The 9035-nt window shown below is 45.8% G+C and carries 11 protein-coding genes; 4 read left to right on the top strand and 7 right to left on the bottom strand.

Annotated features, from left to right (window positions below):
• Positions 1-579 (bottom strand): pyroglutamyl-peptidase I (locus ACXAGQ_RS28930; protein WP_475258680.1); only part of this gene is annotated, 579 nt, incomplete at its 3' end.
• Between the two features lie 115 nt (positions 580-694).
• Positions 695-2233, bottom strand: coding sequence for a trypsin-like serine protease (locus tag ACXAGQ_RS28925; RefSeq protein WP_475258686.1), 1539 nt, complete (start codon positions 2231-2233; stop codon positions 695-697).
• 409 nt (positions 2234-2642) lie between these two features.
• Here ACXAGQ_RS28925 and ACXAGQ_RS28920 point away from each other — a divergent pair, with 409 nt between their 5' ends.
• From ACXAGQ_RS28920 to ACXAGQ_RS28910, 3 genes are all read left to right on the top strand, one after another.
• Complete coding sequence (locus tag ACXAGQ_RS28920; protein ID WP_475258678.1) at positions 2643-3389, top strand: hypothetical protein; 747 nt, start codon at positions 2643-2645, stop codon at positions 3387-3389.
• Between the two features lie 153 nt (positions 3390-3542).
• The gene (locus ACXAGQ_RS28915; protein WP_475258677.1) at positions 3543-3800 is read left to right on the top strand and encodes a YiaA/YiaB family inner membrane protein; all 258 of its coding nucleotides are present in this window, start codon (positions 3543-3545) and stop codon (positions 3798-3800) included.
• Positions 3801-3802: 2 nt separating this feature from the next.
• Entirely contained in the window at positions 3803-4252 is a 450-nt protein-coding gene (locus ACXAGQ_RS28910; RefSeq protein WP_475258675.1) for a hypothetical protein, read from the top strand.
• A gap of 85 nt (positions 4253-4337) precedes the next feature.
• Here the strand turns inward: ACXAGQ_RS28910 and rplT are convergent, their stop codons facing one another.
• The 5 genes from rplT to yqfB all read right to left on the bottom strand — a co-directional run bounded on the left by rplT (position 4338) and on the right by yqfB (position 8050).
• The gene (gene rplT / locus ACXAGQ_RS28905) at positions 4338-4691 is read right to left on the bottom strand and encodes a 50S ribosomal protein L20 (protein ID WP_007469869.1); all 354 of its coding nucleotides are present in this window, start codon (positions 4689-4691) and stop codon (positions 4338-4340) included.
• 42 nt (positions 4692-4733) lie between these two features.
• Entirely contained in the window at positions 4734-4928 is a 195-nt protein-coding gene (gene rpmI / locus ACXAGQ_RS28900) for a 50S ribosomal protein L35 (protein WP_007469870.1), read from the bottom strand.
• Positions 4929-5024: 96 nt separating this feature from the next.
• On the bottom strand, positions 5025-5576 hold the full coding sequence (gene infC / locus ACXAGQ_RS28895) for a translation initiation factor IF-3 (RefSeq protein WP_475258684.1): 552 nt from the start codon (positions 5574-5576) through the stop codon (positions 5025-5027).
• Positions 5577-5579: 3 nt separating this feature from the next.
• The gene (thrS, locus tag ACXAGQ_RS28890) at positions 5580-7511 is read right to left on the bottom strand and encodes a threonine--tRNA ligase (protein ID WP_475258674.1); all 1932 of its coding nucleotides are present in this window, start codon (positions 7509-7511) and stop codon (positions 5580-5582) included.
• 221 nt (positions 7512-7732) lie between these two features.
• Positions 7733-8050 carry a N(4)-acetylcytidine aminohydrolase gene (yqfB, locus tag ACXAGQ_RS28885; protein ID WP_475258673.1) on the bottom strand — a complete coding sequence of 106 codons (318 nt, stop codon included), beginning with the start codon at positions 8048-8050 and terminating at the stop codon, positions 7733-7735.
• Between the two features lie 122 nt (positions 8051-8172).
• Between yqfB and hutC the strand changes: the two genes are divergently transcribed.
• Positions 8173-8883, top strand: coding sequence for a histidine utilization repressor (gene hutC, locus ACXAGQ_RS28880; protein ID WP_475258671.1), 711 nt, complete (start codon positions 8173-8175; stop codon positions 8881-8883).
• The last annotated feature ends 152 nt before the right edge of the window (positions 8884-9035 follow it).

Here is a 9035-nt window from a genome sequence, read left to right as displayed (position 1 = left end):
ATGCTGCCCCCCAGTGGTCAGCTGTTCGGTTTTGGTTTGTTCTGGCAACAGCGGAACATGAACAAAATCGCATATAGCGTTCACTTGCGTTTGAGTCGCAAGGTAGTGGCTTACACCATAAAACAGGTGGTTACACACAAAGGTACCCGCGCTATAAGAGATTTCAGCCCCTATTCCCTGTTGTATCAAAGCCTGCATCAACGTCTTGATCGGTAGCTGGGTAAAGTATGCGGTAGGGCCAGCTTCAACCACAGGCTGATCGATTGGCTGGTTACCCGCATTATCAGGAATCCTGAAGTCATCAAGGTTGATCGCCACTTTTTCAAAGCTAATATTTTCCCTACCCGCAGCTTGGCCTAGCATCAACACAATATCAGGCTGAAAGGACTCAATCGCTTGAATACAATTATGGACTGAATCACCTTTCACAACCGGTAACAAAGCAGTTTCCAGCACGACTCCAGCTTGCTTCATTTTTTGTTGAGTCACATCTTTTTGCAATTGGTCGACAATCAACGCCGTGGGGTTGATTTCCTGCCCACCAAAAGCATCAAAGCCTGTTACCAATACCCGTGTCATAGTTAGTCTCATTCGTTCGCAAAAAACAAAAAATTAACTTACGCAGCAGAACGATACAACATTCTTAATAAAAAAAGCCCGTACTACGGGCTTTGCTATTGCATACTTTGGCTACTTAAAGCAATTTCCAGGCATCTTGCCATTGTGAACCAACACCGGGTTCGTAATATGCTGGTGTTGATGAACACCACAACCCGCTAGGCCAAGGCAAGCATTGGTAGGCTGCACCATTGTTTGTTACAACATCACCAGGTTGGTAATTGGTGCCTGCTACATAAGCATCTCCACCAGCAGGCGGCTCTGGGGTAGGATCAGGCGTTGGTTCCAGCGAAGTATTGTCGCATGCAGTGCTATTTGCTGGCTGCCATACGCCCCAAGGCCCAGACTCTGCAGGGTCACTCCCTGTCGTCCACCACTGTGCTTGCCAGGTTTGGCCTTTCCAGGTCACAAGATCGCCAGCTTGGTATACAGCAGATGACTGCCATTCAACTGCGCATTGTTCAGGGTTACCACTTTCGGTAACAACTGAAGTAACAACAGAAGTAACAACAGAACGGTATGTCTTAACCTCTTTATCAATTTCAAACGCCAGCGTAACCGACGCCTGTCCAGCCCCCGACGCGCTGAATTCGACGCCTACAGAACATTGCTCGCCACTCTTGAGCGTCTTTTGGGTACAGCTATCAGACGTCAGCACTTGGTTTTTCGCTACGCCACTTGCAAGTAATTGACTATCGACGACCGTAAATGCACTCGTGCCAAGGTTAGAGATAGAAAAGGTGTGCGATTTCAATTGCCCAAGTGTAAAACCCGATATCTGCTCTGAGGCTCTGTAACCTACTGCGACATTATCACTCGGTGTTGCTTTGATACCATCAAACCAGCTTCGCAATGCCGCAATATCACTATAAACGCCATATTTGCCAGGCCTTGCACAACCGACTCCCCAGCTCACTATGCCCAGTTGTGTGATTTGGCCGCCCTGGTTAACCACAAGAGGTCCACCGCTATCGCCTTGGCAAGAGTCTTTCCCACCCTGGGGGAGCCCTGCACAGAAATTGACAGTACCGACGTTGCTATAACTTCCACCTGCTTGGCGGCATACCGCATCTGATACCAAAGGTACATCAACTGCCATTAACCGAGTCGGTGAACTCCCGCCTTCTTGAAGCCTACCCAATCCAGCGACCGATAGGATATCTCCCGAAGTAACATATTGAGCAAGCGAACCAGAAGCAATCTCAACCGCCTTGGCACCTGCAGGCTGTTTGTCCAATTTCAGCAGGGCGATATCATTGACGAGAGTGCTCGAATTAAATTTCGGATGAATGTAAATTTTTTCAACATTGACCCGCTGACCATCATTTCCTTGATATTCAAACCCACCTACTTTTACGGCAATATGGTTTGGCGCATCATTATCAACACAGTGTGCAGCCGTTAATACGTAACCATCACCAATATAGCTGGCTCCGCAAAATGGACGGTTTCCATTTCGTGTGACAATTTGCGTATAAAATTCCCACTGGCTTGTATCTGCCAGCCCTCCCCCAACAATTGTAGGTGCAATCTGCACCGGGGGTTCACTTGCGAAACTGTCTGTACTAAACCCTGAACTAATTATGGTTGTGAAGCTAATAACCAATGACGTCATTAAAGTTGGTCTCACGCCTTTTCCTCCATTTAGGCTTTTGTATTGCACATCGGAAAATGTGCTCTATCCCTTTTTCCATCAGGTATAAATGGAATAAAAACTTCGGGTCAGTAAAGAAAAGACGATCAATAACCAGACACCAAAAATAACATCCAGCCAATTTTATAAAATGCAACAAGCCCATCGGCTCACCACGATTGCATGCAACAACAAGAAAACATTCGTGAATTTTGTCACATATTATATTTGGATGATTTAAGCCAGCGAGGGAAAGAAAACATAGGTACTTACAGTAATTTGTAATCAATCGCGTGTCGCTATGAAACAAAATGAAAGAACACAATAGCGCTTGTAACTCATATACAACACCAGTAAAGGGCATGGCGGGATCATTGCCGACTACTATGTCATGACTTTACCCACTACCCTTTCTTTTGTCGCACTGGCACTTGCCTTACCTCGGCTTGAAAAGCCATCCTTGTTCGCGAAGCTGGGTGAGCACAGCGGTGAAATCTACATGAACCATGGTGTTCTCAATATCATGATCATGTCCATGTTCTGGCATATGGGGGTCTTTTCTGATCCCGAACTTAGAGCACTAGTTGGAAGCAACCTCGCCCTACAGCTGCTTATCGTACCCTTAGCGCTTACCGTTAACCTGGCATTCTACTTTGGGATCCGCAGTTTCTTCCGGCACTATTTCAATCATCAAATTCTTACTACTTACCGAGAGGCAGCGATGATAGTCAGTGCTTTGTGGTTGATGTTTATCTTCTTTCCAAATGAACAAGGTGAGAGCCTGCTATTAAGCAAAAATGCGGCCTGGCTAGTCGGTGCTATCGGTGTATGCTGTGCTGTTTATTACAGTTTCATCCGCTTGCTTGTTCCCACCCAAATCCTAGCAGATAATGCCATTAAGCCTATACTCGTCTGCATCATCACCTCGGGTTACTGGATCGCTCTGCATACCAGTGGCATGCTTGATTGGTTATTGAGCCTGTACCAAAGAGAAGCTACACCGATTGTTGCGGTACTTTCCAGCCCTTTGGTTACAATTTCCCTACTCTACCTGTTCTCTGTCGGAATCACACTTAGCCTGCAGCAGTGGGTTTACAAGCTACATAATAACGGCAACTCAATCCAAGTAATTCACTAAGCTGTCAGTTGCAATAGAGCCAGATGTCCCTCGGCATCCCCTTAACATCGATGCTAACCAAGGAAATCTGGCTTTTTTCATTGCGCTATATCCCAACATGTTCTAAATTAATAAAACACCGTTCAATTAGATCCAACAACAAAGGAAAACATTATGGGTTCACAAGACAAGTATTGGCTGAATTATGCAAAACTCACTTTCATTATCGCTGTTGCAGCAATGGTTATTAGCATCGTGATACTACCTGGCGATCTGCTCATTAAAGGCTATTACAGCATCTGTAGCCTCTTTCTCATCAGCGCTACCATCACTTTGAGCAAAGCCGTGCGCGACGAGGCTGAATCCAAAAAACTCCTCCAGAAATTGGAAGAGGCCAAAACAGCCCAACTGCTCAATGAGCTTGAAGATTAATAATGGCATTTGACGGCGCACTAAACTCAGCATGCCTCCAATTAGTGACTCAAGTTAAACAGCTTGAGCAATCGCTTCGCGACAAGCATGCTGAGCTCACCAACCTTCTCATCCGGCAACAAGCCCTCGAGGTACAGCACAACCAATGCGAGCAAGATACTGAAGCAATGATCACGCCCTCACCATGCCATACAGGGAAAAGTGAAACTGACCAATTCACGGCTCTGCTACTACGTAGCTGGCGGTTAAAACAGGCTATAGATAAATATCACACACGCATCCAACGCCTTAAGCATCAGATCATACGATTAGAGAAAAGAATTCAAACTTTGTTGGCATTAAAAGCCAAAGCGATGAAAGCGCTTAAAAGAGGAAGAGGAAATCAAAAGTTGCAGAGTGAATTAGAATTGGTGCTGGTGAAAAACCAATTGTGGCTAGGACAATTTAGTTAGCTAACCTTTATCCATTATGTTTATTTCAATAAAAATGAAAAAAGGAGAGCCGAAGCTCTCCTTTCCACATCAAAACTGACTGAAATTACAGTGCAGCTTTTGCTTTTTCAACTAGTACTGTGAAAGTAGCTTTGTCGAATACAGCGATGTCAGCAAGGATCTTACGATCGATCTCGATAGATGCTTTCTTAAGACCGTTGATGAAGCGGCTGTAAGACATACCGTTCTGACGAGCAGCAGCGTTGATACGTGCAATCCATAGTTGACGGAAAGTACGTTTCTTGTTGCGACGGTCACGGTAAGCGTACTGACCAGCTTTAGTAACTGCTTGGAAAGCTACGCGGTAAACACGTGAACGTGCACCGTAGTAACCTTTAGCTTGTTTAAGAACTTTCTTGTGACGTGCACGTGCTTGTACACCACGTTTTACGCGAGGCATAGGAGACTCCTAACTAAAATTAAAATATAAAACTAAAAACGATTAAGCGAACGGAAGCATACGTGCAACAGCTGCCACTTCACATGCAGGAAGGATAGCGTTTGGACGAAGCTGACGTTTGTTCTTAGTAGTACGTTTAGTCAGGATGTGACGCTTAGTTGCGTGCTTAAACTTAAAGCCACCAGCAGTTTTCTTGAAACGCTTAGCAGCACCTTTGTTGGATTTCATCTTAGGCATGATGAGACTCCGCATTGTTGATAGTTAATAACATAGTAATCAGGCGAACAAAAAGCGCTGCGTTTAAGCAGCGCTTTTGCTACTTGAATGCCGTAATTACTTCTTCTTTGGAGCAAGCATCATCGTCATTTGACGACCTTCTACACGTGTAGGGAAGCTTTCAACAACCGCTAGGTCGATTAGGTCTTCCTTAATACGATTTAGAAGCTCGATACCAAGACTCTGGTGGGCCATTTCACGACCGCGGAAACGCAGTGTGACTTTGCCCTTGTTGCCCTCTTCTAAAAAGCGACTCAGGTTGCGCAGTTTTACCTGATAATCGCCTTCGTCTGTACCAGGTCGGAATTTAACTTCCTTGATCTGGATTTGTTTCTGCTTTTTCTTTTGCTCTTTAGCAGCCTTGCTCTTTTCGAACAGGTACTTGCCATAGTCCATCACACGACAGACTGGTGGCTCGGCATTCGGGCTGATTTCAACTAAGTCTACACCAGCTTCATTAGCAAGATTTACTGCTTCTTCAATAGAAACAACACCAACTGACTCACCGTCTAGACCAGTCAAGCGTACTTCACGTACACCACGAATTTCACCATTTAAACGATGTGCATTTTGTTTAACTGGTGCTTGGGTTCTTCTTCCGCCTTTAATACCTTATTCCTCCACAACATTGAGCTTGCGACTGCTAATCTCTTGCTGCAAGAATGCAACAAGGTCGTCAATCTTAAATTTACCCAAATCTTTACCCTTGCGAGTACGAACAGCAATCTCGCCTGCTTCAACTTCTTTGTCTCCGCAAACCAGCATGTAGGGCACTCGCTTCAAAGTATGTTCGCGAATTTTAAAGCCTATCTTCTCATTTCTCAAGTCCGCATTAACACGAATTCCAGATTTTTGAAGTTTTTCGACTACTTGTTGAACATATTCTGCCTGGCCATCCGTGATATTCATCACAACCGCCTGCTGAGGCGCCAACCAAGTTGGGAAGAAGCCAGCATATTCTTCGATAAGGATACCGATGAAACGCTCTAGTGAACCAAGAATAGCACGGTGGATCATAACTGGCGTGTGACGCTCGTTATTTTCGCCAACGTAAGTTGCACCTAGACGTTCAGGAAGTGCGAAGTCTAACTGAACTGTGCCGCACTGCCAAGCCCTATCTAGACAATCATGCAAAGTAAATTCAATCTTAGGTCCGTAGAACGCACCTTCACCCTCTTGGATCTCGTAAGGGATCTCCATTGATTCTAGCGCAAGTTTCAGATCTGACTCTGCTTTATCCCACATTTCATCAGAACCTACACGCTTCTCTGGGCGAGTAGACAGCTTAACAACGATGTTGTCGAAACCGAATGTCTGGTAGGTATCATAAACCATCTTGATACAGCTAGTTACTTCAGCCTGAACCTGCTCTTCTGTACAGAATACGTGAGCATCATCCTGGGTAAAGCCACGTACACGCATAATACCGTGTAGAGCACCAGATGGTTCGTTACGGTGACATGAGCCAAACTCAGCCATACGTAGCGGTAGGTCGCGGTAAGATTTCAGACCTTGGTTGAAGATCTGAACGTGGCCTGGGCAGTTCATCGGCTTAATAGCGTACTCACGGTTCTCAGAAGAGGTTGTGAACATCGCTTCAGCGTACTTGTCCCAGTGACCAGAGCGTTCCCAAAGAACGCGGTCCATCATTAGAGGACCTTTCACTTCCTGGTAACCATATTCATTCAATTTTTCACGGATGAATACTTCTAGGTCACGGAAGATAGACCAACCATTATGGTGCCAGAACACCATACCCGGCGCTTCTTGCTGCATGTGGAATAGGTCTAGCTGCTTACCGATTTTACGGTGGTCACGCTTAGCCGCTTCTTCTAGGCGAGTAAGGTGCGCTTTCAGTGCCTTCTTGTCGTGGAAAGCAGTACCGTAGATACGCTGCAGCATCTTGTTGTCGCTATTACCACGCCAGTATGCACCCGCAACGTTCAGCAGAGTGAAGTGCTGACAGAAGCCCATGTGCGGTACATGTGGACCACGACACATATCGATGTATTCTTCGTGGTGGTATAGGCCCGGACGGTCATCGCGAGATACGTTCTCGTCTAGGATTTCCATTTTGTAAGGTTCGCCACGTGATTCGAACGCATCACGTGCTTCCTGCCAGCTTACCTTTTTCTTGATAACTTGGTACTTGGTTTTCGCCAGCTCTTTCATACGCTTTTCGATCTTTTCTAGATCTTCTTGCGTAAGCGACTCTTCTAGGTCGATGTCGTAGTAAAAGCCGTTGTCGATAGTAGGACCAATCGCCATTTTCGCTTCTGGGTAAAGCTGCTTGATAGCGTGGCCAAGAAGGTGAGCACATGAGTGACGAACGATTTCAAGACCGTCTACTTCGTCTTTAACCGTGATGATTTCAAGGCTGGCATCTTCTTCGATAAGGTCACACGCGTCTACGCGGTTACCGTTAACACGACCGGCAATAGTAGCCTTCGCAAGACCAGGACCGATCGATTGCGCGACTTCCATTGTAGAAACTGGGTTGTCAAATTGACGCTGACTGCCGTCAGGAAGAGTAATTACAGGCATGTAAATATCCTTTCACAGTGGTCTTGCACACCAAGCAAGACATGTTGAATTAAAAATATAAAGCTTTGAGAGCTAAATAAAAGAAAGCTCAGAGACCCGGCACTGCAATACTGAGCAGACCAAAATCGCTAAGCAAGTAGGCAACTATAACAAACGCCTATGACAGATTGCAAAGCCGCGTCACATTTTATTTAGCTATCATGCCCCAAGTCACTTTGGGATCACTTGGCGACCAGTTGGAAGCTAACCACGAAGAGATCTCTGGTTTTGGGGTAAATCTCTTCGAGTACATCTTTTAACACTGAAAGGGGCATGTTCTCACGCTCGGCATGGCTCTGGTCAAGCGCATCTACAGAGACGGGCTCTACCCCAGTAATATCCAACTGACAGAACACCCTGCCCTCTTCATAAATCACGCCATTAACCCGGCTTCCGACTGCATAATGGCTGTCGGCTTCATCACGGATGGTGATGGTTTTCCTGCCAGCCAAGATATCCTCTTCAAAACGAGACAAAAACAGCAGCTCAATTATCGCCATCTTTAACATTCCAACTTGCCCAAGCCTTTCAATACTGTAGTCACCTCACGCAAAAGCACACAGAAACTTGAAATGAACAACAAATGTTGCTTTGATTTGTATAGGCAATTAGGAAAAGCGTTATGGCTCAGTCACCTCGTTATCAACAGATCAAAAGTTACTTGTTAGAAAGAATTCATACTCGCCAATGGCCACCGGGGCACAAAATCCCGACGGAAATGGCGTTATCTGAACATTTCTCGGTAAGCCGCATGACAGCCAACAAAGCCATCACGGAGCTGGTTAAAGAGGGCTTTCTTGAAAGAACGCCGCGCTTGGGGACTTTTGTCTGTAATAAAAAAGCCGAATCTCCCTTAATGGAGATCCGCAATATTGCCGAAGAAGTGAAAAAACGGGGTCACCGCTATTCTTCTGACGTCATTTCCCAATCGACCATTCATGCCACCGAAGATATCGCATTACGATTGGGCGTACGCCAGGGCACAGAAGTCTATTTCACCCAAATCGTCCACTTCGAAAATAGCTCACCGATACAGCTTGAGGAACGCTGGGTAAACCCGGAACATGCACCGGCCTATATCAAACAAGACTTCAGCGCACTAACGCCCAACGAATACTTGGTAAAAGCCTGCCCGCTCAGTGATATTGAGCATACTGTCGAAGCGCTTTTGCCTCCCCAACGGATTGCTGAGCTGCTTAAAGTCAGCCCTCAATCTCCTTGCCTGTTACTTAACCGCCGCACCTGGAGCAACAACAATTTGATCAGTACTGCCCTGCTCTATCATCCCGGCAACAAATACAAACTCAGCTCGAGGACGAAGGTGGGGATTTAGTTGCTAGAACCTAGAAACGAGATCCTAGTTCCTAAAAGCTTAAGCCCAACAAAAGCATGGCATAACGGCATAGGCTTTAAATACTTTTCCTGACAACCAAGGTTCGTATTCTAGGATCTAGGATCTATTCATTCCCCCCCGATTTTCCTCTA

Source organism: Photobacterium sp. ABD4_091, from assembly GCF_056160145.1.
Note: the sequence above shows the minus strand (reverse complement) of the source record. Positions and strands in the feature narration are given on the sequence as shown.